At 37.3% G+C, this 228-nt stretch carries 1 pseudogene; it reads left to right on the top strand.

The annotated features are described in order from the left end of the window. Positions 1-228 (top strand): annotated as a pseudogene (locus M983_RS16810) (acetyl-CoA synthetase); the annotation flags it as partial.

Below are 228 nucleotides of genomic sequence, written 5' to 3'. Positions count from 1 at the left end.
CCTGGGATTGCTTGCTCCTTGGCAAGGATTAAATGCGAGCTTTTCTCCTATTCCTGTTAAAAAAGGTAAATTAGCTTTTATTTCGCAATCTGCTGCTGTTGCAAATACTATTCTTGATTGGGCTTATGATCGTGATATCGGCTTTTCTTATTTTATTGCATTAGGTGATAGCCAAGATATTCAAGTTGATTATTTACTTGATTTTCTCGCGAGAGATAGCAAGACCAG

Source organism: Proteus myxofaciens ATCC 19692 (genome assembly GCF_001654855.1).
Lineage (GTDB): Bacteria > Pseudomonadota > Gammaproteobacteria > Enterobacterales > Enterobacteriaceae > Proteus > Proteus myxofaciens.
Note: the sequence above shows the minus strand (reverse complement) of the source record. Positions and strands in the feature narration are given on the sequence as shown.